At 40.1% G+C, this 25,501-nt stretch carries 32 protein-coding genes; 4 read left to right on the forward strand and 28 right to left on the reverse strand.

Going from position 1 to position 25,501, the window contains the following annotated elements:
* Positions 1-11: 11 nt before the first annotated feature.
* Together AB4513_RS07145 and rdgC are read right to left on the reverse strand one after the other, a co-directional pair.
* Positions 12-815 carry a hypothetical protein gene (locus tag AB4513_RS07145; RefSeq protein WP_133151985.1) on the reverse strand — a complete coding sequence of 268 codons (804 nt, stop codon included), beginning with the start codon at positions 813-815 and terminating at the stop codon, positions 12-14.
* Positions 802-1,722, reverse strand: a complete 921-nt coding sequence (gene rdgC / locus AB4513_RS07150) for a recombination-associated protein RdgC (protein ID WP_157936407.1) — start codon at positions 1,720-1,722, stop codon at positions 802-804. Before rdgC ends, AB4513_RS07145 begins: the two co-directional genes overlap by 14 nt.
* 137 nt (positions 1,723-1,859) lie before the next feature.
* Between rdgC and AB4513_RS07155 the strand changes: the two genes are divergently transcribed.
* Together AB4513_RS07155 and AB4513_RS07160 are read left to right on the forward strand one after the other, a co-directional pair.
* Positions 1,860-3,350 carry a RecQ family ATP-dependent DNA helicase gene (locus tag AB4513_RS07155; RefSeq protein WP_102258416.1) on the forward strand — a complete coding sequence of 497 codons (1,491 nt, stop codon included), beginning with the start codon at positions 1,860-1,862 and terminating at the stop codon, positions 3,348-3,350.
* Between the two features lie 19 nt (positions 3,351-3,369).
* On the forward strand, positions 3,370-3,771 hold the full coding sequence (locus tag AB4513_RS07160) for a hypothetical protein (protein ID WP_133151986.1): 402 nt from the start codon (positions 3,370-3,372) through the stop codon (positions 3,769-3,771).
* 46 nt (positions 3,772-3,817) lie between these two features.
* On the opposite strand, the gene AB4513_RS07165 is transcribed toward AB4513_RS07160, so the two are convergent.
* The 9 genes from AB4513_RS07165 to AB4513_RS07205 all read right to left on the reverse strand — a co-directional run bounded on the left by AB4513_RS07165 (position 3,818) and on the right by AB4513_RS07205 (position 11,344).
* Entirely contained in the window at positions 3,818-4,558 is a 741-nt protein-coding gene (locus tag AB4513_RS07165) for a hypothetical protein (RefSeq protein ID WP_102258418.1), read from the reverse strand.
* Positions 4,559-4,585: 27 nt separating this feature from the next.
* Positions 4,586-4,999 (reverse strand): hypothetical protein, encoded by a 414-nt coding sequence (locus tag AB4513_RS07170; RefSeq protein WP_102258419.1) that lies wholly within the window; start codon positions 4,997-4,999, stop codon positions 4,586-4,588.
* On the reverse strand, positions 4,996-5,274 hold the full coding sequence (locus AB4513_RS07175; RefSeq protein WP_102258420.1) for a hypothetical protein: 279 nt from the start codon (positions 5,272-5,274) through the stop codon (positions 4,996-4,998). Before AB4513_RS07175 ends, AB4513_RS07170 begins: the two co-directional genes overlap by 4 nt.
* 4 nt (positions 5,275-5,278) lie before the next feature.
* Positions 5,279-5,737 carry a hypothetical protein gene (locus tag AB4513_RS07180; protein WP_102258421.1) on the reverse strand — a complete coding sequence of 153 codons (459 nt, stop codon included), beginning with the start codon at positions 5,735-5,737 and terminating at the stop codon, positions 5,279-5,281.
* Positions 5,738-5,745: 8 nt separating this feature from the next.
* Entirely contained in the window at positions 5,746-6,138 is a 393-nt protein-coding gene (locus tag AB4513_RS07185; RefSeq protein ID WP_133151987.1) for a hypothetical protein, read from the reverse strand.
* A 5-nt stretch (positions 6,139-6,143) separates the two neighbouring features.
* On the reverse strand, positions 6,144-7,088 hold the full coding sequence (locus tag AB4513_RS07190; RefSeq protein WP_102258423.1) for a DNA replication terminus site-binding protein: 945 nt from the start codon (positions 7,086-7,088) through the stop codon (positions 6,144-6,146).
* Positions 7,089-7,472: 384 nt separating this feature from the next.
* Positions 7,473-8,765, reverse strand: coding sequence for a hypothetical protein (locus AB4513_RS07195; protein ID WP_102258424.1), 1,293 nt, complete (start codon positions 8,763-8,765; stop codon positions 7,473-7,475).
* Between the two features lie 11 nt (positions 8,766-8,776).
* A complete protein-coding gene (locus AB4513_RS07200; RefSeq protein WP_102258425.1) occupies positions 8,777-10,147 on the reverse strand; it encodes a hypothetical protein in 1,371 nt (456 codons plus the stop codon).
* Between the two features lie 9 nt (positions 10,148-10,156).
* On the reverse strand, positions 10,157-11,344 hold the full coding sequence (locus AB4513_RS07205) for a hypothetical protein (protein ID WP_102258426.1): 1,188 nt from the start codon (positions 11,342-11,344) through the stop codon (positions 10,157-10,159).
* 292 nt (positions 11,345-11,636) lie between these two features.
* Here AB4513_RS07205 and AB4513_RS07210 point away from each other — a divergent pair, with 292 nt between their 5' ends.
* Positions 11,637-12,956, forward strand: coding sequence for a trypsin-like serine protease (locus AB4513_RS07210; protein WP_102258427.1), 1,320 nt, complete (start codon positions 11,637-11,639; stop codon positions 12,954-12,956).
* Between the two features lie 471 nt (positions 12,957-13,427).
* Here AB4513_RS07210 and AB4513_RS07215 read toward each other — a convergent pair whose 3' ends face one another.
* From AB4513_RS07215 to AB4513_RS07295, 17 genes are all read right to left on the reverse strand, one after another.
* Positions 13,428-13,694 (reverse strand): hypothetical protein, encoded by a 267-nt coding sequence (locus AB4513_RS07215; RefSeq protein ID WP_102258428.1) that lies wholly within the window; start codon positions 13,692-13,694, stop codon positions 13,428-13,430.
* A 152-nt stretch (positions 13,695-13,846) separates the two neighbouring features.
* Entirely contained in the window at positions 13,847-14,194 is a 348-nt protein-coding gene (locus tag AB4513_RS07220) for a hypothetical protein (RefSeq protein ID WP_102258429.1), read from the reverse strand.
* Positions 14,195-14,461: 267 nt separating this feature from the next.
* On the reverse strand, positions 14,462-14,908 hold the full coding sequence (locus AB4513_RS07225) for a hypothetical protein (RefSeq protein ID WP_102258431.1): 447 nt from the start codon (positions 14,906-14,908) through the stop codon (positions 14,462-14,464).
* Between the two features lie 128 nt (positions 14,909-15,036).
* On the reverse strand, positions 15,037-16,092 hold the full coding sequence (locus tag AB4513_RS07230) for a hypothetical protein (protein WP_102258432.1): 1,056 nt from the start codon (positions 16,090-16,092) through the stop codon (positions 15,037-15,039).
* Between the two features lie 70 nt (positions 16,093-16,162).
* Positions 16,163-17,239, reverse strand: a complete 1,077-nt coding sequence (locus tag AB4513_RS07235; protein WP_102258433.1) for a hypothetical protein — start codon at positions 17,237-17,239, stop codon at positions 16,163-16,165.
* 37 nt (positions 17,240-17,276) lie between these two features.
* A complete protein-coding gene (locus tag AB4513_RS07240) occupies positions 17,277-17,906 on the reverse strand; it encodes a hypothetical protein (protein WP_102258434.1) in 630 nt (209 codons plus the stop codon).
* A 76-nt stretch (positions 17,907-17,982) separates the two neighbouring features.
* Complete coding sequence (locus AB4513_RS07245) at positions 17,983-18,141, reverse strand: hypothetical protein (protein ID WP_157936408.1); 159 nt, start codon at positions 18,139-18,141, stop codon at positions 17,983-17,985.
* A gap of 82 nt (positions 18,142-18,223) precedes the next feature.
* Positions 18,224-18,391 (reverse strand): hypothetical protein, encoded by a 168-nt coding sequence (locus tag AB4513_RS07250; RefSeq protein ID WP_157936409.1) that lies wholly within the window; start codon positions 18,389-18,391, stop codon positions 18,224-18,226.
* A gap of 270 nt (positions 18,392-18,661) precedes the next feature.
* The gene (locus AB4513_RS07255) at positions 18,662-18,967 is read right to left on the reverse strand and encodes a hypothetical protein (RefSeq protein ID WP_102258435.1); all 306 of its coding nucleotides are present in this window, start codon (positions 18,965-18,967) and stop codon (positions 18,662-18,664) included.
* 217 nt (positions 18,968-19,184) lie between these two features.
* Positions 19,185-19,727 carry a DUF262 domain-containing protein gene (locus tag AB4513_RS07260; protein WP_102258437.1) on the reverse strand — a complete coding sequence of 181 codons (543 nt, stop codon included), beginning with the start codon at positions 19,725-19,727 and terminating at the stop codon, positions 19,185-19,187.
* A gap of 39 nt (positions 19,728-19,766) precedes the next feature.
* Positions 19,767-20,042, reverse strand: coding sequence for a helix-turn-helix domain-containing protein (locus AB4513_RS07265; RefSeq protein WP_102258438.1), 276 nt, complete (start codon positions 20,040-20,042; stop codon positions 19,767-19,769).
* Between the two features lies 1 nt (position 20,043).
* The gene (gene rhuM, locus AB4513_RS07270) at positions 20,044-21,021 is read right to left on the reverse strand and encodes a RhuM family protein (protein ID WP_102258439.1); all 978 of its coding nucleotides are present in this window, start codon (positions 21,019-21,021) and stop codon (positions 20,044-20,046) included.
* A gap of 52 nt (positions 21,022-21,073) precedes the next feature.
* Positions 21,074-21,385, reverse strand: coding sequence for a hypothetical protein (locus AB4513_RS07275; protein ID WP_102258440.1), 312 nt, complete (start codon positions 21,383-21,385; stop codon positions 21,074-21,076).
* Between the two features lie 57 nt (positions 21,386-21,442).
* A complete protein-coding gene (locus AB4513_RS07280) occupies positions 21,443-22,519 on the reverse strand; it encodes a hypothetical protein (protein WP_102258441.1) in 1,077 nt (358 codons plus the stop codon).
* 16 nt (positions 22,520-22,535) lie between these two features.
* On the reverse strand, positions 22,536-23,384 hold the full coding sequence (locus AB4513_RS07285) for a hypothetical protein (protein ID WP_102258442.1): 849 nt from the start codon (positions 23,382-23,384) through the stop codon (positions 22,536-22,538).
* A gap of 78 nt (positions 23,385-23,462) precedes the next feature.
* Entirely contained in the window at positions 23,463-23,654 is a 192-nt protein-coding gene (locus tag AB4513_RS07290) for a hypothetical protein (RefSeq protein ID WP_102258443.1), read from the reverse strand.
* Positions 23,655-23,680: 26 nt separating this feature from the next.
* The gene (locus AB4513_RS07295) at positions 23,681-24,421 is read right to left on the reverse strand and encodes a site-specific integrase (protein WP_102258444.1); all 741 of its coding nucleotides are present in this window, start codon (positions 24,419-24,421) and stop codon (positions 23,681-23,683) included.
* 742 nt (positions 24,422-25,163) lie between these two features.
* Between AB4513_RS07295 and AB4513_RS07300 the strand changes: the two genes are divergently transcribed.
* Complete coding sequence (locus tag AB4513_RS07300; protein WP_029189208.1) at positions 25,164-25,379, forward strand: helix-turn-helix domain-containing protein; 216 nt, start codon at positions 25,164-25,166, stop codon at positions 25,377-25,379.
* Positions 25,380-25,501 lie beyond the last annotated feature (122 nt).

Below are 25,501 nucleotides of genomic sequence, written 5' to 3' on the forward strand. Positions count from 1 at the left end.
TACTGCCTGCTCTAAAATCTAAACTCACTTAAAAATAGTGGCGCTCCACCTTTCCCAGTGTTCAAGTTGATTGGGTACAGCTTTACGAGGTCATCTGGGTTTTGTTGCTTATATCTTGCTACTAGAAGTTCATTAGTCGTTTTGTTGTACATCACGAATGAACTCTTATTTGGATTAAAGCCGTACAATTTAGAAAATTGATTGGTTACTCTCGCAAGTTTTGCTTTTGAGATAAATGGAATTACGACATCTTCACATTTAACGGAACGTTCTTTGTCCCCATTACCTATTGTGCAGGTAAACCATTTACGATAAAGGGTATGATGTCTAAGTGATTGTAGGTTGTCGTACAGCTTGTAAAGATCTGCGCTGCTTTGTCCATTTAGTTTATGGCTGAACAGCATGATATTCATACCTAAGAGATCTCGTCTTGCGGTTTTCTCTTTGAAGCGCCCGGGTATTTGACCAAAAGAATTAATATATGAGTTGACCCATTTCTCTGATAAGGAAGTCATTCTATTGTAATTTTTAACCAATCCCTTACCGTTAACCATATTTCCTATTTCCGCCAATTCGCGTTGTACAGTAGTTCTGGATTCAGGTGAGGTATCGTAGATATCGAAAACAACAGTTTGTTTCCACCGGCTATCGGGAAATTTATTGTAATCAACACTTTCCTGAAACTCCCAATGCCCCCTAGAAACCCAGTCTCCAGCATTGCAGATGGCGGGTAAAAACGGGAGTGCGAGTGTTAACCCAAGTATCAATTTTGAAAACTTGCTATTCATCATTAATTCCTCTTTAACTAATTTCAAAACCGCCACTTTCGTCCATAGCGTCAAACATGGAGAAAAGATTCGGAATAAGTAGATTGAGAGCTTCCAATCTAATGCGGATCGATTGCTTGGCTAAATGCAATAAATCGCCATCTTCTACTTCATACTCTAACATCTCAATAACTGCATCTTTATCGTACTTTATGCTAGTTAGAGCTTGTGTGTTACTGATAGAAAATTTAATGGCTTTTTTGAATTCAAATTCAGCACTGGTGACTTGTTTGCATTTATCTACATTCGTTTCAAGTTCAGAAGATGCTAAATCTTGCCCCGTGTATCGAGCGATAGCTTTTTCATTGACCAAGCTAGCTTTATCTCCTAAATCAAAGTCTTCAGCAATCTTGTTAGGCACTTTTATGAATTCGGTTAAGTTTTCCTCCATGACTGGCGAAAACGGTTTTGCTTGAAGGGAAATACCTGCAGACATAAGTAAAGAAGAAATTTCATCAATTTCTTTTTTAGAGCTGGTGGTCAACCAAATTTGTTGATTTTTGATATCAATGAACATCTCTATTTCATTGCGGCTCGGTAATGCTATTTTAGCTAACTCTGCTTCGATAACTTTCCTTTGATCACGTTCATCCTTACGCGTGACAGGGGCATCGCCATTACGCATCTCTTGCTTCCATATAGCTAACTTATGGCTGACATCATCTCGCTTAGCCTTTCTCTCCTGAATGACAATCATAGCGATAACAAATTCACCAACTTGAACCGCAAACTCCTCATGTTGATCAATATCCATAAAGGGGCGTTCAAAACCGCGAGTTTTCAAGATGGTTTCTGTTGTTTCAGGACATGAATTGTTTGAGGCAATCTTATTTATGTTAGGAAGCGTGTTATCCGATAAGTTATACGAAAACACACTGATTTTTTTTATAAGCACTGTTACGCCCTTATGTTCGGATTGTTTGTTTATAGTATATAACTTAATTTAAAATTTCATCCTAATTCCGCCGGATGCCGGGAAAAACCCATGTTAGATTGGGTGGAGAGTAAACGATTTATTAAAGGGGATAAAAGATGCTTAATGAAATCTTAGAGAAGCTTGGGGTAGATTGCTTAAAGCCATTGCAGAGAGATGTCATACAGCTAGTCGTCAAAGAACGGAAAAATGTTTTAGCCGCTTTATCTACAGGGTACGGAAAAAGCCTTTGCTTTCAGTTGCCGGCGTTACTCGACGACCAAGTTACGATTGTTATCAGCCCTTTGATATCCACCATTTCGGATCAAGTGACCACCATTAATAAGAAAATGGGTGAAGTCGTAGCTATGGCCTACCACAGTCAGCTTATAGAGTCAGAAAGAGAAGCCATTACTAAGAATTTAGAATCTGTTAAGCTCATCTATTGTTCACCTGAGTCGATTGCTCACACAGCACTTCTCTCAAGAGTATTGTCAAAACGTAAAGTAAGACGCATAGTGATTGATGAAGCTCATTTTGTTAAGCAATGGGGAGATAACTTTAGACCAGCTTTTAAAGCCTTCTCTGACACGATCCGCTCGCAGATCAAAAAACCTCAATTTTTAGCCTTAACCGCTACAGCATCACTCGCCACCATTGATACTTTAAATGAGGTGTTCGATTCTGATTTTACAGTTATTAGAGATAATCCAGTAAAAGCAAATATTGATTATACAATCTTGCAAGAATCTGGAGCACTAACACTTAGCGAGCTAGTCAGGTTAAACGGAGCTGCAGGAGACAGTAAAGCATCCAAGCTTCATAATTCGTGTGTTAAAGCAGTTAAGACAATGAAGCCTTATCTGGGTATCGATAAAACTCTGATATTTTGTGGTACACGAAAGCGCGTAGATGTCGTCTTTAAATTGTTAGAACTCTTAGGCTTAAATGTATACAAATATCATTCAGGCATGCTCCCTGAACAAAAGAAAACCCAATTTAGTGAATACGTACAATCTAATTCAGGGGTAATGGTTGCAACGAACGCATTTGGTGTTGGTATAGACATCTCAGATATTCGTCAATGTTTTCATGTAGACATCCCATTAAATGTAGATGCTTACTTGCAAGAAACGGGGCGAATTGGTCGCGATGGCCAACCTTCCAATGCCTATTTACTTCATTCTGAAGACAGCCATCATGTTGGAAATGTCCTTATTGAGATGTCTTATCCAAGTAGTAAGTCGGTCGCGCTGATGCTTCAATATTTAAAAGAGTATGCTGCATTTGAATCATCCATAGAGGTTGATTCCCCAGAACTCTATGAGCAAATTACGCCTTGGATCGTTGCTCACGCTGAGTATTCAACCGAATTAAGTGAAACGGTAATCAACGCCTGTCTAAGTTATTTAGTCCGAACGGGAATTGTGTACCTCGATGTTCAATCAGGTCAACCGTTCTACATTCTAATGCCTAATGTGAACTTTAGTTGTGAGGCTTATAACGAAGGAAAGGCACATGCCAAATTAGAGTTTAACTTGATGCAAGATTACATCGCCAAAAAAGGCACTAATGTCAATTACCTAACACAGTGCTATGCGGGGTTATAGTTACCATGAGGACGATGAAATGAGCATAGAACCTAAAAAACGGTGTTGTCAAATCTGTGAATTTGAGAAATCCGTAGGGAAATACTACCTCAGTAAAGAAGAAAGTGAACATTATGGCTGGTGGAGAGTCTGTTCTATCTGCGCTCAAATGGTATCTAGATTAGGTTCTGACGTCACCTACTATCGATACTCTCAAGAATACAAAAAAGAGTTAGAGGTGATGAAGCTTCCAATTAATGTCCTTGCTTGTGAACATGAGTGGGATAAACATTCTTTGGTTAGCGAAGTGGAACACAAAACAGACCTGATGTTTGACTGGATGCGCTGTAAACGGTGCAATGTCTACGGTAAGCGGTTTACGTTGGCACAATGCGAGATGGACGATTTAATGATGGAGATAGATATTAATTGCTCTCGGTAGAAGCCGAAATCCCACTGCGCGACCAACAAAGGAGCAGATCTTAATTCTACATATTAAAATCGGTGGAATACGTTAGGTCTTCTACATTCTCAACGTTTTGTAGACTCACTAATTCGGCAAGTTCTTTCCTGACTACGCGGAAATCCGCTTTCAATACTTTATCTAACTGGGATGGCTCAAGGTGCTCTTCTAAATGAAATCTGAATTTCAGTTGCCGCTCAAGTCCCAGGTTCATTTGGTCAAACAAGCAAAGTACGGGCTGTCCTGCTATGTATTTAACGCCAAAGTTATCTTCTTTTACGTCTGCGGCCATATTACCCAATGCCTGATGCTGATAAATACCATTTTGGAGTTCTTCAATGCACTCCATTAGTTCAGGTTCAGCTTCAAATTGATATCGAATTTCATCCCTCATATCATCAAGGTCAAGGAAGTCATAAATGCTGAAGAGAGATTCATCCAATAGAGATAAAGCTCGCCCTGCGACATAGCAGCGATCGTGATTGGTATCGACTAAATCTTGCTCTATAAGGAAGATGGGGTTCTTAATAAAATCGCTATCTTGAAAACAAACTACGTTATGAATGTCAGTTACATTATCCATTTTTTGATTTAAACAACGAGCTGCGTACACTCCTTCACTCAAACTTGTGGTGACCTTCAGAGCATGTCCGTTAGATAATTCAAAGCAGGTCCCAAAGCTACCAGAGTCCAATCTATCAACAATAACTACATCGAACTTGGATTTTAAGTAGTGATTAATTGAATCTTCTTGTGTGATCCTCATTTACACATCCTTTGTGTTGGAGATTGTCTATTGAACAACGCAGGTAAGTTCTTCCCTTACCGCCTCGTAGTAACGCATTGCTTCATAGTTTTCTAAGTCCATAAAGAAGTTCGGTTCTCTATCTGCAATCGTTATCATTTCTAATATATGGCCAGAAAGTATATGTGTAGATGGGCCATAAATGCCGACTCTTGGCTGTTTCTTGTAGAAAGCTTTAGTCACCTCAAGAATGTAGATTGGTGATTTAGTGTGTTGTGCAATAAAGCGAGCAACCATTCTTCGAATACAAGATGTCGGATATCCACTTTTGGCATCAATCAAATCATCTGTTAACTGTCTAGCAATGTCGAAATCTAGCGGTACTATGCGTGCAAATAGTTTGGGATATCTATTTTTAACCATAGTTTCAAATTCAAATTGCATTTGTTTATTCATACTCATAACAATACAGTTCCTTTTGTTAAGTACTTAGGTTGGAGAGTTTCACCACCTGGTTGTCTCTCAATCACTACAACTTCATTGGCAATCATGAATGACAAATGTCCGTCTACTGTTCTTTTAATGATGCCTGAGTTATCGTTCGTGTATTCTGATAAGGTCAGAATGATATTGTCGTAGCTTTGCCCTTGTTCAATTATAACCCTAGCTAGACTCCACAATCCTTTGATTTTGGCTGTTTCTTTAATCAAATTATCGAAATTTACATTCAACTTCACTGTGCTACCTATTTATATTTAGTTGTGCGCGTCGTGACGATAATGCGCGTAATAAATCTAGTACATCTTTCACGCTGATCTTATCTCTTTTCGCCACAACGTCGGCCACCAGCGTTAATAACTCAAAGCGAGCATCCTCATCAATTACGAAGGTAAGCTGTGTTTCTTTCCTCCCCTCACGCATAAAGATGAACAAACCGTTGTTCTGATTGCGTACTGTGAGCATTTTGTCATTGTTGCTGCCGTGATTACCAATCGACATTTCTTCTCGATACAAGAGCAACGTTTCTAATAGAACACTGACTTCCGACTCTTTTAGTTGAACCAAAATTTTGTTTTCGTAGTCGTTGTTGTCGCTCTCTCTAGGGATAAGCTCAATGGCTACTGTGATGATCTTTCTAGTGTTGTGTTGCTGTGACACTTGAGCACATACACCGTTATTGAAATACCGTTTAATGTTCATGTTATCCCTTACGCTACCAAAGTGAGGTCATCGAGATAAGCGAGCTGTTCTCTAGCGTGAATAGCAGAGCTTATTGCCTTTCGGTGGGTGTTCATCGCCACGAATGCATCAAACGCCGAATCAGTAACGGGCCATTTGGCCAAACACCGCTTTGCCACTTCCTTTTCGATATCTGCTTTCGTCGTGACTAACTCAGCAGCATCGCTTTGCTCTGTAATCCATTGTCCTAATTGCCAGCTGAACGTTTCCAACTCAAGGTTATATAGTTCTAGATGTATGGACTCTTCGAGTTCGTTGAAATTAGCTCGAATGTGTGCATGAATGTAATCCATAGGGATTTCGCTATTAAAAAAGGCTTCTGCAGTCTCTTTAGCGCAAATCAACGCTTGATCACTTTTCATTGTGTTCATGACTCCTTTTCTTGTGCTTTTTTGCATTTTTCAAGGTATTCATCGTCCGATAATCGTCGCTGCAACAAACCTAGTGGTTCGTAGAGCGTGTGGTATTTGTATTTTGATTTGTTGTTGTTCATTTTGGTTAGTGAGTTCGCTTTAAAATTGCCGAGAACGCATGGCTCAATAGGTTGATTACCAAAAATGATAAGTGGTAACCCAGGTCGATGCTTATCGCGCTTTCTTATCCCGTTTTCATTCACATAGCTCAAGTTGGCAAAAACATGAGCTCGGACATCGCTAATTTGGACGATTTGATCTTTTGCATTGTGACTCACTCTTTCATCAATCATATCGCTGACTGTAGACATACTGGTGTTGTCGTCATTGAACTTAGCTAAGATGTCGGGAATGTCTGCGTACTCACGAAATACCGCTTTTGTATTGGCCTCTGTCCAGTGAAGAGTAAATTTAACGGTATTGCTATCACCAATGATGAGTTGTCGCTGTACCGACCGAGAGCTCATTGATTGAAATTGTTCACGAAGAAATGTAGAGCGCTTTCTCATGTTCGGAAACATTTCCTTCAGCTGATCACCAAACTGCTCTTTTAGGGAATTAAGTCGTACGGCTTTTTCTTTCGCTGCAGCAACCAATTCATCCTTACCAGTTATCTGTAAAAAACCAATGAGTCGTGTTGGGTATGGCGAAGATTCCGAACGGTAGTGAGGCATAAGTACATTACGCAACGGTTCAATGATGTCTGAAATAGAATCGGCAGTCAGAGGATTAACTTCGACATGATCTTTGAGTTTTAACTTATCCGGCATTTGAAACCCAAATAACGGGGCCTGGATCAGTTCACACTTACTCAATGCGTCGAGTAAGTTAGGAATGGCCACAAGTTTTATTTCTTCATAGGTTTTGATAACCGGTACATCTTCTTGGAACTGACTCATATTCGACCCTCAATTGGTTACATACTAACGAGAGTATGACTTATAAACTTCAACAGTGCCAATGCTCGACCCGCCGGAGAAATGGAAGGAAGGAAGAAAAAGAAGAAAAGAAATAAATGTGCATCATTTTCAACAAATCCAAGTGATTAAGGCTTAATGCAAGGGTGAAGCGCCGATTAAAGCCCTCCTAGCATTGTTAGTATGTTACCAAATAAATGATTTACAATATACATTGTAAATCATTTTACTCGTTTCTGTTTGCGATGTGAATAGTATTATTAAGAATGGTTTTGTTGGTAGTGGCAGCTATATCGATTCTGTGTTTACATCAAGGTAGCTTCTATAAACAAAAACCGCTGCAATAATGGCAGCGGTTTTTTATGACTATAAGCAGGTGTAGTAAGTGTTATAAATTCTACAGTTTTCGCCTTTATAATTGCATTCCTCTTTTGAGGTGTAAGCTTTATCACCTTTTTTACAAATCCCATCCATATGGTCTAATCTTCTGTTTCCCGTACTGCCCCCTTTTACCCAATGCCCTACCCTTATGACACTCAGATTTACTCTCTGCAAAGAAGCTATCTTCTGTTCATTTATTTTAGATTGACTCTGAACGTTTGTTAGATAGTTATTTCCGTAACGTACGTTATTTGTTTGACTTGTTCCTGCATTTAATGTGGACGTATTGATGGCTTGATTATTGCGCATTATAAGGGTTGAAGCCGTTAGATTTGACGCGGTTAGTCCTGCGTTAAAGTGCTGGTCAGCCGTGAATGTATTTCCTACATCTTTTCTCGCCAAAGAACTCGAATCCAAGCCCCTTACTCTATTGGTATCCACTGCTGTGGAATTCTTCCTTAAAAGTAAATTATCCAGATCTCTATTTCTATGATAAACCTTGCCATTTCCACTAAATACTAAGGCACCATTAACACTCATACCACTATCGGCATTTGTTCTTCCCTTGTTATTCAAAGTCGATACAGTTGCATGGTTTAACTTAGCTGTGTCCAAATTAGCTACCGTTGCTGTCAAATTCGTTACAGTGTCTTTATTTATCTTCGTTACACCAGAGGCAGCCATATTAGTGGTGTTCGCTGTGGTTATTGTTGCTGATGTGCCAGCGAGTTCAATTATTGTGGCTGTTTTCGCTTCTATTAGGTTTATCTCTGACAAGTTTTGGTTGTTAACGTCCAAATTAGTGTGCATCGTATTTAGCTCACCTGACGGGTCCTTAAATCTAGATAATCCGCTTTGCATAGCCACTGATGTTTGGTCTGCACTCACATCGAAAATCAATTTTGAGCCAACTAATTCTCCATTATTTCGTTCTGCCATATCCCCCAACAAAGCCAGCTGTGTCTTGTCGCTAGTTCGTAAGGTGATCGTTAATCGATACTTTGACCCTTTAATTGCTCCAGTGATAGAGCCGAATGGAGTTGCAAAATCCCCGTTGTAGTTGGTCACGCCTTTTAATGAGGATGGCCATGTTGCCATATTTTTTGTGTAATGGCTGCGAAGAGCGTTAGCCAACCTCGCTACTTCATTTTGGGTTCGTGTTATAAGGCTTACATTTGCTTGTGACGTAAACTCCATTTTTTTGTGACCGTCGGCGTATGCTATGGGAGCAGTACAAATAAACGATAGAACTACAAGCGTTGCGGTTATGTATTTCATGGTGTTTGCTCCTATTGACATGTTAAAACTTCACCATATAAAAATGTGTTTGAAGGCCGGTTATAGTTATCACATTGAGTTGAAGTCCAGTCTGAGTGACAGGAGTTTTGTTGATGATATGCGTTCACTACGTTTTGGCCGGTTTTCTTACATAACTCTCCAACTATCGCAGTAAAATCGGACTGACCTCTAGGTTGATTGTGATAACCAAATCTAGTTACGAATCTCCAGTGACCAACAGGAAATGAGCCACTGACATTAAATTTACGGCTTAACGCATCCAAGTTGATAGTGTTTCTATCAACCCTTGCGTATGTACTGCTGGCCCACTCATTCCCTACATAAGCGTTACCGATCGTTGCTACTGAAGAGTTCACCTGATTGGTATGTGCGTTTCCTTTGACGCGTACGTTAGTGGATTTAGTCGTAGATGCTGATGCATTTCTTGTGATCGTATTTGTACCATTAAATACGTTGGATTTGTCATTTCGTGCAAAATTGGCGGCCAAAATATTATCCAGCCTTGTGGCATTTTGAGCCATGACTCCAAGGCCTAAGTAGCGGGTATCTAAATCTTCACCTTCGTAGAATACTTTACCGTCATTATTTATAACGACATGGCCACCAGCGGCAATGACACCATCATTTTCTAGAGTCCCTACTGTAAATGCTGATGCAACCGTTAACTCAGTCGCTAAATTTGCCCTCGTTATTGTTACGTCTTGAGCTGCTTGATTCTGCACGTTAAGTACATTTAAAGAGGCTTTGTCAACTACACTATTAGTTATAGATACCGCATCTAAATTGGAATTGCTTATCTTGGCTGTGTCAAATTCAGCTGATTTTACCCCTGCATTTTGGACATTATTCAGATCATGCCCGTTCATGAGGATATTTGCGTACATCTTGTTTTTCTCACCAGATGCGTCCGTATATCGAGAAAGTGCTTTGTCTGTGAAATTCATCGATACCGGGGCATCTAAGTCATATCTAATAGTCGATCCTGACATTGAACCGCCACTTGTTTTTACCATGCTCGACAAATTAGCTAGTACGTTACCGGATAGGCCACTGGTTACAACGCTTACTGAGTAGCCATTTAGAGTTTGTGTACCCGATATTTTTCCAAATGGTGTGTTAAAGTCACCATTGTAATATTTAGATATATTGGCAATGCTTGATGGCCAAGCTTCTTTAGCTTGGTAGTATTTATTTAGTGATTTTATTAATGTTTTTAGTTCTACTTTTGTGTCAGCAATTAGTTCCAAATTGTTTTCGGTCGTTACATTTTGTTTTCTCAGATGTTCACCGGAAGCAAGCGCATGGTGGCTTAGTGAACCTAGTGTAATTACGCACACTAAGTTTAGTATTTTCAGTTTCATAACCTGTCCTTAGTTCCAAACGCCTATTTGGGCAGTACCTTGATTTTGAATCTTCCTTTCAACTTCTTTAATTTTGTTTACATTGTGTATCCGAGAGCGATTATCGTAAGACTGAGCATTTTTACCGTTTATTGTCGCTCTGCTTGTGGCTTTTATTTGATTACCATAAATTCGACCATTCACCGTTGTATTGGATGCTGTTACTGTTCCTGTTGTTAGTTGGCCGTTAACAACTAACGAGTTGTTAAATTTCTGACTGTGACGAAAATTATTTACTTTGTTGCGTTGTAAAAACCTTGCTCCATCTACGCCACCTAACCTTAGACTGTCATCCGCCTTAGAATTAATACCTAGATAGCGGTGCGTTACGTCTTGACCTTGGTATTTAATCACGCCGCCATTAGCAATAACATTGTAACCTCCAGCGTTAACTTTAGAGACATCGATCCTGGGAGTTGAATTAATTACACCATTGTTTACCAGTGTTGTGATTCCTGTCGTTTTGTAATTAGCGACATCAGCATTTAACTGAGTTACTAATTCTGTACCTACAGTTTGTTCCGTAATGTTGGCATTGACGACATTCAAATTAGTTGCGAGGCTCGTTTTTATCGTGGCGTTGACTACGTTTGCTGTTTGAATGTTTGTGTTATCTATTCCAGTAATATCATTGCCGTTCATGTTGACTGCAGCGTGGAGTTTGTTTCGTTCCCCCCCTCCTTGGACATCTTCAAATCGTGAGATGATGTTATTTAGTGGGGCGTATTGGTTAGGCGAGGCTATTGGAAAATTGAGAATGTTACCTGTTAGAGTTCCGGCATTCTTAGAAGCCATCGCGTTAAGCATGGTAATCAAATTTTTATCACTGCTTCTAACGCTTACAGTTAAATTAAACCCGGTAGGTGTCGGTGAACCGGTAATAGTTCCTGCCGGTGTAATAAAGCTACCTGAATAGAATGTTGAGATATCTGCTAACGCAGTTGGCCAAGTGCCACTATTTGATATGTAGTATTGCTGAACACCTGTAATTACACGCTTGACAATATCTTTTGTTAAACGTGTAGTTTGCTGGTGGCTTGTATGAGTTGTTAAAGCCTTATTTTGTGCTTGGAGGCTGTTTGCTAGTACTGGCATTGATGAAGCCGCAATTAGCCCGAATAACATGCTTAATGCTATCGGTTTTATGCGAAATTTCATAGATCACCCCTGACGAGTAAGTTATATGAAATGTTGCCGCATCACCGTTTAACACACCGCAAGTCAACACAAGATTTTAATGCATTACAGTATACATTATATTCTTGCAATCCTAAAATTTTTACAATTATCCTCAACTATTTCTTGTTAGCTAACCTACAACACTCTCAATTAACTAATTTTTTTACACTATATAGTATTTTTTTCCAATTCCTGTGTAGGACTGCATAGGGGGGTGTTATAGTGAACACATAAAGTATAAGTATACGAACTGTTCAATTAAGGATTAATTATGAAACGTCTTCAAGCCTCTTTCCTAGCTATATCTGTGCTAGCATCGTTACCTGCAGTTGCTGTTGTCAATGGCACAAATGTGTCTTCGTCAACTTACCAAGATTATGTTCTTAAAGTTGACTTTAACGGTTCAAATTGTGGTGGAGCGTTAATCGGTTCCGAGTATTTCCTTACAGCAAAACACTGTCTGGTTGGTGGTATTGGTTCGACAGGTATTATGAAGTATGGCCAAAGTATCAAGAATGAAACCACGGCTTCTGTAGGATATACCATTGTAAAAACGGGGGAAGATTCGGGTTTAGCAGCTGATTGGGTGGCCAACACGGATGCTCGATTCGCTACTTTACTTGCGGCTGACAGTGGCTTGACTGGATACTCATTGAAAGATTCAAAAGTCAATAAAGATTGGGCGCTTTTGAAATTAGATTCTAAAATTGGTCACAGTACAGGCGCTATTCTATCTCCTCTGTATGATTTTGGTACCAAAACAAATAATTTGCCGTTAGATACAAAGATGACCTTTCGTGGGTTTGGTATCGATAGTTCGGGTTCAGCACCGAGCATCATGCAAACTTCGCAATTTAAAACGAACAACTCATGGCATCAAGCACGAACTGAAGGTAAGGGGTTTGGTGACGTGTATGACGCAGAAGTAGGTGTTGATATTCCCATTGTTTGCCTAGCGACTACATACAATGGGACTACAGGTGATATTTGTTACTGGGATGGATACGACACAGTTGAACTATGGAATGTAGGGACTACTGAATTAGGAGCTGGCGATAGTGGTACTCCTCTTTCACATGACAACAAGATCCTTGCAATTGCTTCATCAAGTGCTTGGTCAAACAAAGACGTTTTTCAGCACTTTACATATTCTATGGATCATATTGCCTCTGCAATTAATAAAGTTATCTACCCTAACGCACATAAGCAAGTAACCAGTGGTGATAGCTCAACTCAAGCATTCACTGTAGCTATTCAAAACTTCTCTGGATCAAGTGTTAATCTTGCGCCAACGCTTGTTGATCCTACGGGACAGTTTAGTGCTGTTGTTGCAGGCTGTGTTGGAATCCTTGATGCTAAACAAGGTTGTTTAATGACGGCTTCATTTGATCCGAAAGGTGTTGGTATTACGTCAACATTCACCGCATCTATAGATATGGGTAACGGGGAGTCAGTACCACTTAAAATAAGTGTTAAACCAACCACTAAAAGCACTCCCGCTGCAGCACCTAGTGGTGGTTCGGGTGGGTCTATGGGCTTATTTTCAATGCTCGCTCTTATGAGTTTTGGATGGTTGCGCCGAAAAGCTTAATTAAAAATTTATGATCTAGCCCAACACTATATAATTTAGTGTTGGGCTTTTTTATTGGAAATTTCAATTAAAAAATGCTGAGTTTTTTACAAGCCATATCTGACTCGAACCTAGCTGACTAAAGTGGCGCATCTCTAACAGGGTTTCTTGAGCTACAGTAAGTGGGTACAATGTTCTTATGCAGAATTAGCTCTGCTGCCAGTTCAATACCTTTCTTCATAATACGATTTCCTATTTATGCTGGCGCACCTTAAAAGGTTGGTCGTTAGTATGATTCTTACGATTCAGCAAATTAACTAGCTGTTTTCTTAGCGGTGAAGTTGACGGATGAGACTCTACTAGGCTTCTTACGTCTTCCAGTAGTTCTGTTAAATATTTCTCTTGTCCTGACATCTCGTTTTCCAAATTAATGATTTTGTAAAAAAACTTATTTTTTTACATCAATTGAGTCTTCAAAATACGGGGCTCGACTTATACTTTGTCAGTGTCCGTACTAGACTCAGCCTCTAAAACAATCGCACAACCTTCCAGCATTTTTGCCACTGCCCTGCACTCACTAGCGGTTAAGTCTACACCTTGAGAATTCACCGGCTCATCACTGTCAGGTGCCAAGCACTCTATGTTCAACCGAGCGTACCCTTTAAGCGAACTTTCAGCAGTCACCTTGTAACCATTAGCATTGGCTGTTTCTTGTGCTCCTACATCTCCGGCATGGATAAATTGCGAAATAACGGTCATTTTACTTATCTCCTATTTCCTAATTAATTGATTTTTTTAGTGTAAGTCCGTTTAGGTCGCATTCTGTAAGAATGTAATTCCTCAGCATACAGCCGACCTTTACTAGTAAATTGCCACTATTGCTTTGCGTTACCGTAATGTTCATTTATCGTTTATTGTGTAGCTTTCTTGAAAGCAGCAATACCAGCATCACAAAGCGGTTTTGTGATAGGTTTTGAAGCGTTATGAGTTTTCTTAAGACCAGAGTTAGTATATTCAGCACACCAAACACTATCTTCTTTACCAGTGGTCTTATTGCGATAGTGAACACTTAAGTAACTTAAATCGTTAATCTCGACCTTAAGGATGTCAGAACCATCATATTTGTTTGGCAATGTGACTAGCACCTGATTCGCTTGAACTTTAGTAGGTTTCTTACTAAAAGCTGACGTTTGTGCGTAGGCCAATTGAGGCGAAAAGGCTAAGACCGCAATAGCGGCTAGAATAGATTTTAATCGCATATTTAATGAACTCCTTGTTTAATTTAATCACCCAGCCTTGGTACATGCTTCCTACTTTAGTGATCTGTTAATTTCACGAATAAAAGTAATGTACTGAATTAAGCCGATACCCAGTACTACAACCACGAAAACACTAGATGTAATCATCCAGGTGTTATCGCTCGAATAATACCCATACACACCAGTACCAATGCTAACTAGTACGCCAAGCGCCATTCGAGCATAAATATTAAATAATCGTCCTTCTTCGTTCACGAATTTCCCATCCTAAAAATCTTTAGTAATATCAGCCCAGGTTCTTATGAATTTTGTAAATTTTGGATAACCCTGTGTAATAAGCTTGTCATTGGTCAGGGCTTCAAAATCCGAACTAAAACTCTTGCATGATGTATGTGACATAACAGATGTCATTACAACCCCAAGAAGGGTGTCTTTTTCAAGACCTGTGTTTGTCATTCTTTCAGCAGCTTCTAGCGCTGTAATAATGCTTTGGAACCCAGTTGAATTAACAGATGTAATAGTAAGCTTAGAGGCACATTTACTTTCGACGAAGTCTTTATGCATTACAGTAAACTTGGCTCTATTAGGTGCCATTGTTCCTAATGCTAACAAGTAGCCCTCAAAACCCAAATCATTTTCATTACTTGATGAAGCTGCTATCGAAGGTGCTGACAAAGCCACGGTTAACACTAACGCCGAATATTTAATTAACATGTAGTTTATTCCTTTGAATTGATTTCTTGGTCCCACTCTATTTTGAGCTTTCAATGTTACTCACAGTCCATATAGAGGGATGTAGTTGTCCAGAAAGAAGTCACTAGAACTACAAAATAACCTTTACTTTACTTCTTTCCCTTTACTTGAAACTTAGAAGCTAGATCTGAGCGGGAACATTTTATAATTGGAGCTATTGCCATAAAAAGCACCCCGCTTGCGAAAGCCATAATTGCCATTGATGCTGTGTTTAAAATGTCATTGCTAGTTCTATTAGTCTCGTACACCACAACACCCGATAGCATTGCTCCAATCGCAAAAAATATTACATTTTTTATGGAGTGTTTGGTACGCCAAAGACCACATCGATCCGATTGAGCATTATATTGGCTTACTTCCTCAGTAATGTTGATTCGGTCTATCACTAACTTTATATCTATCAGTCCAGAATTATTTTTAATATCAACGGAGTGACTCACCAATTCTAGTGCTGAAGGCCATTCTTCAGGCCAAACGTCTAGTATCGAGACTCCATAGGCTCGTAACATCGGAAGAGCATATGCAAAGTGACTGACTTTTTTGATAAACCGATCGTCCAATACTGCCCATACATCAGTCCCCCACGCCATATTGAGTGTGAAAATTTTGATTCTGTTCGCTTCAGGGTAGTTCTTGATCATTACGCGAGCAGGTATGTGAGGGATATTATGATAGCGGCAAAAGTTTACTCTATTCTTGCCTTCTCCAGCCAAGAATAAACTGAGTTCTGGTATGTAAGTATAGAATGTATCTATTATTCCCGATTCGGAATATATGTAATCTATGACTTCATCTTTCTCGATAGTTGATATGTTTGGGTCTGGCCATACTCTCCAACTACAACCTAAAATGTGGTCAGTAGGAACATTCATTACAACTTGTTTATCGTTTGAAAATTCTCTTGGCAAAAAAGGTAAAATACTTGACAGGAAATCAGACCCAAAGTGAGGGCCATATTCACCTCCGGCTGCAGGGCCATGCAAGTCGCTAGGTATATTTTCGGGCGCTTTCCTAGCGATAGTATCAATATCATACTTTAGACTAGCCAATCGGCGTGCCGCATCAGCGACTGGATTATCTTCAATACTTATAAGGCCTCCGATGTTAGGTAATACCACTTGTTCCCTGTCATTTTGTGTAGTCATCTGGCTAATTCCTTTCGGATTTCCCTCGTAAAGTTTTGCATTGGTTAGTTTCAAACCTATACCGATGCGTTTAGCTTAAACGGTATTCACGAATATTTTCTTCATCACTATTGGCATCACCTACCAGAGTAGGTTTAATCCAAATCAATTCAGAAACCGCCAAAGCTTCTCCTTTACGTTGATTTCGCCAATGCCCTCTACGCCAGTGTTGTTTATTGCTCGTAGCGTTCCCATTAACTGGGCTCATTGTCGATTCATCTAAGTCGAGTCGAATATAAGTTACAGGCAAGTACCCCATTGACTTCAGTTGGCTTTCTGCTTTTTGTTTTTGTTTTGGAGTTTTAGCATTACTCAGTTTTTCTATTAATGACTTCGGAGCATCTGATGGGAAGTCTGTTTCCAATAAACGATGTAATGAAAGGTAGCAAAGGCAATTAGCTAAATACTCCATCGCCTGTTGGATAGCCTGTCTACCACTACTCAGATCCATTGTTTCTCGCTTTGCTCGTTGCTCTCTCAAATCTATGATAGCTGGATCTTCAATCGGCATTGACTTGGTAGCAAGTTCCCATTTGCTTGCGATTTCTACATCAATAGTTTGTTGGATAATATCGCCCAATGGTGTGTCAGATTCTTTAGAGAGTGGCAAATAGAAGTAACCTGATGGCGATGCCATCCAGTGAGATGAACCGTTGAGTGGTTTGATGACTAAGCATACTTGCAATAGCGTTGGAACATCTACGATATATGCGCCTGTAATCTCTAGGTTTCCCCACGAAACAGATTTATGGAATTGCACAAAGTAGTAAGGGTAAGGCGACTTTAATGCGCTAATTGGTACTTCTGAGGCTTTAGTGTTTGAAAGCATTTCACCTATACGATCAGTGAACGAAAATAGGTTGTGACCATTTGCAGCAAAAGCACCATAGTACATAGCCAAGCTAATTTCAGGCATAAGGTCGATACTAATACTATCTTTATGTATCTTCCCCTGCTCAAGAGCAGCATTCCATTCTCGACTGATTGCCGCTTGAATAGATTGGATGGAGTTACCACTAAAACCAAACTGATTAATAGTGTGCTTTGCCGTTTTTGAAAAAGGGCGATTACGTTGATACCATATCGGATGGTAACTATTTGAGTTCATGGTTTTTCCATTTCATTAGTCAGCAAAAAAGTGTTGTTTATTGTGGTATGGACGGTACTGAACTCAGCGACTCGAAACGCAAAGCACCTTTAGCCCATCTATCACCAGACCTAGCAGCATCGTTTAAACCATGCTTAGAAGTCAGTATCCAAGTAGGCAACTTTTTCTTTGCTGCTCGCGAAAAGTACCTTTTACTGCAGTCCTCAATGAATGTTTTAATTCGGTTGGCAATGTCATCTGGAAGACAGTATTGCGCGTCCTCCATATAGCGAATTGTCTCTTCATATTGAAGATACTTCGGTAAAACTTCCGATTTATCCCAAACAATCATGGGCATTTCTACTGCATCCATGCGAGAACCTTTGGGTAGATAGGTTGTATTCGGATCGAGAATGTACCCCTGTGTTTCAACCCAAAAGTGGCTTGGTTGTTCTGATGTAAATCCTCTAAAGCCCTCTAAACGAGCATCACGGCCATCGATAGACATAGTAAATACGCCCACATTTCCACCGACAATACTGGACTTTACACCTGCATTTAACAGGATGGTATGTATCGCACAAGCACTATATAAACACCTGATATCGTAGTCATTTGGAAAGCTCTTTCTTAAGCACCAATCTGTGCTTGCAAACAAGTCAACTATATTTACACTTCCTACTCGCATATCCTTTTCCTATTACGATTGGACGCCCGTTCTAGCGCACAGTACGTCACCTTTATTACATTCCATCGTCGTTAATTTATGATACGTAACCTAAGCAAGGAGTAGTTTCGATACCAGCCAATTTCAGGGTAGTGTGCATAATTGCTGTAGAGGCATAGCAAGCTCCACCCCAGGAGTAGTTTTCTATAAGTTCTGCCATCGCGCTGGCAATTCTATCTACGTTCACAAACTTCATCGCTATTCCCTTTAGTTAATTACTTCTGTCAAAGGCGCTAAATTCAGCTATTTCAATGCCTTTTGCACAAGCTCGATTTTTCCTACGTTAAGTTAAGGAGATTTCGCCATTCAGCATCTTGTACGTGCAGATTCGCTAGTTCTGCGTCTTCAGCCTCAGAAAGACCTCTATCGAGAGCCGCCAGGAATGCAATTCTATCTAAGATCCCCCCGTATTCAGGGTGACTGTTCTTGGCCTCTGCGAAAGTCATATCGTTTTCCACGTTTCCCACGTTGGTTAAGTGTTCGATGAGCGAATCAAATCACGCTTCATTGCCATACGATAAGCGGTACGTGTACCGACTCGATCCCCTGAGCACTTGGGTACTCGTTTTGATCGACATTTCTTGCTAAAAAGACTCGCGTTCGATGCAGGATCAATAACTTGTTTAATAAATGGTTTCACTGCTTATTCCTTGTTGTAGAATCGTGGTTGCCATATCAATTCCATTGCTGTTTGGTAGTGGCGATGCTCTTAACTATTACGACTGGACGGCAGTTTCTTCATATTCAATCGCTAGCCAAATGTTCCCTTCAACAAATTGACCTCGATAGAACAAGCGGTCTTGACGTACTGACCAGTCCCTTAGTTGATCTTCTAAAAATGCTGAGCCACCGTGAATTAAAGGAAGGCTTTTAGGAGGCTTAATGTCTTTACAGCGGAAATGGGGTAATGACCATAATCGGTATGGTTTCTTGTCTCGACAAAATGAGACTGGCGCACAGAGTTTATGTGATAAACCCTCTTTCACTTCACCTTCTTCAATATAAATATACTCACGGATCATTTGAAATTCCCTAATCTACTTTTCCCAAAATACTGACAGGTTCCTCGTAACTAACAGGCCACCAGCGCTTGCCATTGAAACTATATGAAAAAGCTCGTTTCCCCGATGAATACGTAGCAAATTTAAACTGCATGTGAGGCGCATCTTTGATGTTTTGCTGCTTACAATAATCACAAATCCATTGCTTGATGGCCTTGTTCTTCAATTTAAGTTCCCATTAGACATTAGTTTCTTGGTAGTTATAGCCTTGGGTAGCTCGATACTCATCTTTGTGAGCCGTACCACCGAACGCTAATCGGTCTGATAGTTGACGCAGTTCATTTTCATCCCAGATATTTACTTCGATACAGTTAAAGGGAGCATTTAAGAATCTACGTTTTTCGCCTTTTGTTAACTCTGACCAATACGCACCAAATACCTTAAACTCATCGTTGAGGTACTTTTCAATTGTGGTGATCCGTTGTTGACCATCTAAGAGCGCTCCCGAGAACTTTCTAGGCTTACCTTCAGAGCCTTCATAATCGTTAGCATTAAGAACGTAAACGCCGTGATACAGGTCTAAATAGATTGACTCGATCAAACGCTGTTGCTGCACTTCATCCCATTCATAGGGACGTTGCCAGGCAGGGAGTGGTAAACCCATAACATATCTTTTAGACCAACCACATTCACGCTCATCCGAGCGTTTCTGTATATAAACTAAATGCTCGACATTAAAAGCTCGATGCTGGCCTAGTGGTTGTCGTTGTGGAATAAACATAGGTTACTAGTCTCTTAATAAAACAAATCAATAGACACATTACAACACACCTTTAATGTGCTGTAAATTAATTTGGATATACTCTTTCGAAATAAACCCCCAACTCGTTATTTCATACCAACCAGTACGATCTGAACCAACTCGATTAAGTTCTACATCAAGGTCTACCAATGACTTTATTAAAGCCTGAATTGTACGTCTACCCATGCCAGTTTTAGCTTCTAACAAAGGAACTGTATTTACCCCACTATCTATCAAAGAAAGTAAGTACAGACGTTTGTAGTTAGCAATTCCGCTACGTGTTTTGTTCTGCATTTCACTTCTCTACCGCAAGCATGTTCATGATGAGTCGAATAATCGTGTCTTTCTGACTAGGCTCAGACTCCGCAACTAACAGTGTTAGTGCAGCCAATCCAGAATCATTGATAACGGCACTACCTTCCGCATCATAGAGGCGATTATTGCGATGGAGAAAGTCTGCAAACAAAAAAGCCGCGCTCCGTTTGTTGCCATCATTAAAGACATGATTCTTTACACAAAAATACAGCAAGTGTGCAGCTTTGCTTTCAATGGTCGGGTAAGCATCTTCACCAAATACGCTCTGGTTTAAGTTACCAAAGATACTAGAAAGCCCACCAGCACCTCTGTCACGCGCAAATAACTCGGTGGCCTCACCTTTAGCCATAAGATCGACTTTAAGCTCTGAAAGAGCCTGTAGCGCGACTTCCGTTGATGGAAACTCACCACCTTGAATACCTCTAGGTTCAGTTAATAAACCTTCGTCATATCGTTGAAGCCATAAAAAGGTAGAGGTATAGCGACTGATGATATCTACGATGCCACGACTACTACTTAAAGTTAGCTCTGGCGACTTGACTGAACGTTGAATTAACTTGATTGCGGCCTCTAATTCCTGAGCATTTGACTCAAGACGACTGCTGTCAATGGCATAGCCTCGAATCAAATACTCCTTGAGTAGTTTGGTTGCCCACTGCCTAAACTGAACGCCAACTTTTGACTTAACTCGATAACCAACGGAGATTACAACATCCAAGCTATAAAACTTCACAGGTTTGTCTGAATTAGCAATGTGCATATTTTGCACATTGCTTTTTTCTTCAAGCTCACCTTCCTTGAAGACGTTATTTACGTGCTTGGTAATAACAGAACGTTCACGACCAAACAGATGACAAATCTGAGCTTGTGAAAGCCATGTTGTGTCGCTTTCGACGTTAACCTCAAGTCTGATTTCACCATCTTTTGATTCGAATATGTCGATCACTGAATTGCTCATTATCTAACCTTTTAATCCTGAAAAGTCCATTTGCGTACTTGTTTCAATCGTTTTATGGCACAGCTATATATTTAAAGGTCTTTAAACCTAACCGCTTTGCGTTCTCTTTCGCTGCTGCTTTAGAAACGAATGGATATACGTCTTTCGTTTCAAGACTACTTAAAGCTTCTTCAACAGAATCCACTAGCCAATGACCATCAACGCAAGGCTGTGTACCTCCGATTTGTCTATGGGTTAACTTGCCCGTTTCATCCATTGATGAAAATACTTTCTCATCCACGTAATTGAGTTCAATTTCCACGATTGAACCGTCTACCTTGTAAAACTTAGGGTATTTATGCCCAGTAACTAATAAATATCGCATATCTAACCTCAGTGTTACTTGAACATTTGGCTAACTTTTGTGCGCAACGTTTTCCTATCACGTTAAACGGTATTCTCGAACATCATCTTCATCACTATCGGCATCGCCCACCAGAGTAGGTTTAATCCAAATTAATTCAGAAATCGACAAAGACTGTCCTTTGCGTTGATTGCGCCAATGTCCTCTACGCCAGTGTTGTTTTTTACTCGTACCATCCCCTTTACCTGTACTTATTGTCGATTCATCTAAGTCAAGTCGAATATAAGTTACAGGCAAGTACCCCATTGACTTCAATTGGCTTTCTGCTTTTTGTTTTTGCTTTGTCGTTTTAGCATTATTCAGTTTGTCTAATAATGATTTCGGCGCATCTGATGGAAATTCTGTTTCCAATAAACGGTGTGATGAGAGATAGCAAAGACAATTAGCCAAATACTCCATTGCCTGTTGAATTGCTTGTCTACCACTACTTAGATCCATTGTTTCTCGCTTAGCTCGTTGCTCTCTCAAATCTATGATTGCGGGATCTTCAATCGGCATTGATTTGGTAGCGTGTTCCCATTTACTAGCAATTTCTGAATCAATCGTTTGTTGGATAATGTCGCCCAATGATGTGTCAGATTCTTTAGAGAGTGGCAAATAGAAGTAACCGGATGGTGAGGCCATCCAGTGTGATGAATCGTTGAGTGGTTTCAGAACAAGGCATACTTGCAATAATGTTGGAACATCTACGATATATGCACCTGTGATTTCTAAGTTTCCCCAAGAAACCGCTTTATGGAATTGAACAAAGTAGTAAGGATAAGGCGACTGTAATGCACTAATCGGCACTTCTGAGGCTTTAGTATTTGAAAGCATTTCACCTATGCGATCAGTAAACGAAAATAGGTTGTGACCATTTGCAGCAAAAGCACCATAGTACATAGCCAAGCTAATTTCTGGCATAAGGTCGGTACTGATACTATCTTTATGTATCTTCCCCTGCTCAAGAGCTGCGTTCCATTCTCTGCTGATTGTCGCTTGAATAGTTTGGATGGAGTTGCCACTAAAACCAAACTGACTAATGGTGTGCTTTGCCTTTTTAGAAAAAGGGCGATTGCGCTGATACCATATTGGATGATAGCTATTTGAGTTCATTCCACTACTCCTTTACCTATATGGATTTTTCATTCGATGGTTCATGATTTTCAATGACGAACCACGCTCCGTATTCTCTAGTTCGCTTTGCTATCTCAAACTTATCAATAAATTTTGAGATACTTGCCATTGCCACTTTGTCACTCACATAGTGATGTCCTCCAAGCGGCCTAATGTCATTTATTATGTGTTGTATGTGAAGCTCTTTTCCATCTTCAAGCACCGCTCTGACTCTATTCATGGTTCTCTTGAATGGTGTCATGTAATCGGTCTCCCCGCCTTTAACACCAGCTTGAGCGCAGCGCATGTCATCATTCAACAATTCAATTATGCGATGGGCTGTTTTACGAGAGCCGTGTTGAATTTTAGGTGCAACATCTTGATGAATAGTGTACTCATAGCTTCCCCATACGATAGTCCAATACCGCTCATCACTTATGCTGATATATGGTTGAGATTGTATATTGCGAGTCCTCATGTTAGGCCGCTTAGATATTGAGTAAACACCAATTCGGTATTGCTCTAGCATGATTTTTTTAAGATCGGACATTGACCCGTTTGTTCGACTTACGAATGCTATCAATAAGTGGGGAACCGCGATCTTTTGTTCATACCCTTTTCGATGCCATTCCTTTCTTTTTTCCGCATCAATTTGCCACCTAGCTAACTGTTCGATAACCGGATAGCTCAACGTTTTTTTGCACTCAATAACCTGGCATAGACTCCCTTTTACTCCAATAAAGTCAGGGCGACCATTAAATAGATCGATAACTACCTCTGGATACAAAGACCAGTTACTCAACTCAAGAAATACCTTGGCTACATCTGCTATTTCAGCTTCATTTTTTATAGGATCATCTCTCATAGGTCGCTCCTTTGGCCTTACTGATTGAGAAAGTGCAGGGTTTCGTTTTAGGATCGCCATAACAACTTGCTTTTTCTTTTACTCAACAAGAACAAGGTCTTGCTCAAGCTTTTTTACTTCGAGTTCAATCTGCTTCAAAGTTAGTTTTTTTTCGACAATAGATAGCTCAAGCAACTCGGAATTTTGTTCAGAATTGAGCTTATAGTTAAATGCGATACTACAGAGTGCTGTAGCGATAATTGCCAATAGAAAGACTTGTAACTTAACCATAACGTCACCTCAAATGTCGTCTTTTGTTAATCCGCGAATGTCCACTTTCTAACCTGTCTCATGCGATTTAGCCGCCTCTTGGCTGCCTCATCACGTTTAGTAAACCATTCGTGAATTGGCGCATATTGCCCCACATCCATAGCTATCGCCTTCTTTATGCTGTCAACCGAGAAACCACTTATAGTAGAAATATCTCTAAGGCCAATATCGCTTTTGTACGCTTCGATCAGAAACAGCCTGTGCAGGGACTTACGTGTAATCCCAACATCACTAAGTTTTGCAGAGTGAATAATTCCATCGACAAACTTGTTTAAGTGCGTTGAACTGTAAGCGATTTTGTCTCCCCTAACTCCACGTTTTTGCAACCCAAAAGGCTTAAATGTCAGTGGATTGATGATTAACAATGCTGTTGGCATTAAGCTCAAGTAACTTCGGTTGGGTGAACTAAGAACCCCCTCTGACCGCAGTAAAGCCAAATACTGCTCTAACGTTTTCTTGAGATCATCATTTAGCAATATGGGGCGCTCTTTTCCGTTATATGTTCTGTCAGCATCTAAAATAAATAGCTCATGCAAATCACCGTTTGCTGCCACAAGGTCTTGTACCATCAAGTTTGCTATTTCAATTTCTCGGAGTGCAGCGCAGCTCATTAGCTGTATCACTAGCTTGCCGATGATGCTCCATTTGTTCGTTCTGTTAATACTGACCTTGAGGATCTTGTTGTACTCGGCTCTAGTCGGTGGTCTACCTTTCACAATATCACGCATTTTTACAACCAATAATGCACATTGTAGCGCGTTACTACTCTTCGTAATAGAGCAAGTGGTAAGTTTTGGTCACAAAACCAACTAGTTAAGTCCTGCGTGTAGGAAAATCACGCTGCTGGCCGTTTTTCAGAAAAACATCTCTTAGTTTTCCCTTAAAGCCCCACCAAACAAAGCCTAGTTCGCTGAATTAAGCTTATCCCACTGCTAACGTGTGTGCGTATTCATTAATAAATAAGGATTTACACACATAGCACTACCTCAAATAATCGAAGCCAAAGATAAAACTGGCTCTTTAAAGTCACAGAACAAAGCCGAAATATGGTGGCAATTGCGGAAATGGCTTTGTGTTTGCTATCAAAAAAACGCTTGCAATACTATCATATAATTGATAGTATACATTCATGGTCAGAAACGACCTAGTTCTTTAACAATGTGAGGTGGTTATGAGTGAGGGCAACAATGCTACGCCTGTCACGTCTGAGCTTGAAAAGGCACAGATACGAGGTATTAACTCAGAGATACGCTTAAAGACGTTTGGCTTTTGCCAACGTTGGCTTATAATCTGGTTAACTATTGGCGGTTTCATCAAATTAGACTTAGCTAAGGAGGTGATTTCATGGATAAGTGGATAGAGAATCACATGATGCTGACTTCTGTTGTTATCATGGTTTCAGGTTTAACTTTAGGCTTCATCCTCTTCTAAAATAAGCCCCTTATGGGGCTTATTAACATTCAGAATCAAATGCACCCAAACAACAAACAACTCAAATTAATCCTAGAGCACCTTTTTAAAAGAGAGGAGCAAAGGCAGTTAGTAGAAGCCGTTTTAAGCAATAAGGTTTCATCTGTATATGAGGCTGAAAAACGGTTTGGAATTTCACCCAACACAGGAACCCGACACATAAAAAAGTACGAGAGTCATATCGAGTATTTAAAAAGTATCGGTCTCAAGCTGTAACAATCAATCACCTCACTAGCCCACTGTTTACAGTGGGTTTTTTATTATCCAGATAAGGGAAAAATGGAACAATCACACGAAGAGTGGCGCAAAAGTCAAGAGGCTGAAAGGCTTGCATTTAA

It is taken from the genome of Vibrio sp. 10N.222.54.E6 (assembly GCF_041473955.1).
Lineage (GTDB): Bacteria > Pseudomonadota > Gammaproteobacteria > Enterobacterales > Vibrionaceae > Vibrio > Vibrio tasmaniensis_A.